This is a genomic window from Leptobacterium meishanense, from assembly GCF_037645805.1.
Lineage (GTDB): Bacteria > Bacteroidota > Bacteroidia > Flavobacteriales > Flavobacteriaceae > Leptobacterium_A > Leptobacterium_A meishanense.
Window position 1 is genome coordinate 1 of record NZ_JBBEXE010000024.1, and the last position, 776, is coordinate 776.

Consider the following 776-nt stretch of genomic DNA (forward strand, 5'->3'; position numbering starts at 1 on the left):
GCTTTCCCTTTCCGTATTTACAACTTAGGGTATGATCATAATCTTAACATCAATTCCATTGATGTCACAGGGCCTTTTGTGGTCAATAATGTCCCTAATGAAGTGTTGCCTGAGCAATATGCTAATTTTAATGTCTCGGTAACGACCATCCTTCCCGGTGTCCATACAGGAACAGTGGTGGTGCGTACTGCCAATGGGGGTACCCTCACTTTTAACGTAAGTGCCCAAATAAATACTGCCAAAACACTCGATACAAGCATTCGCCTCAAACAGGTCTTTGCGGATGCTACCAATGTGCTGATAGATAATAATGCCACGGCTAGCTTCGGGGCGCATGAAAAAAACACGCAAGGGCTTGTCCAAGCGTTCAGGATCTTCAATGATGGTACTGAACCCTTGTTGCTTGGGGTAGCAAAAGTAAGTGGCCATAACGCCTTTTGGGTATTGGACGGGTCTGCTCTGTCTAATCCCATCCCTGTAGGAGGACAGGTTGAGTTCTCCATTAAAATGGCTCTGAACACTGAAGGGACCCATAATGCTACTTTTAAGTTAGTGGACTTAAATGACCCGGAAGTATCACCATTGGAATGGAACGTCTCAGGAACAGTTGCACCGGCAACACCTTTGGAAAGCTTTACAGCCCTTAAACAGGTACTTGTGAACGCTACCAATCCTTTGATCTCTGATGGAGGGATGGCTTCCTTAGGAACTCATGACCAAAATACCAGCCAAGACCATATGCAGGTGTTCAGGGTATTGAACTCCAGTACGGAAGC

General features: G+C 45.7%; 1 protein-coding gene. It reads left to right on the forward strand.

Features of this window, described 5'->3' with window-relative positions; all coding sequences use genetic code 11:
- The coding region (locus WBG21_RS11230; protein ID WP_340077928.1) for a hypothetical protein at positions 1-776 on the forward strand (776 nt) is incomplete at both ends.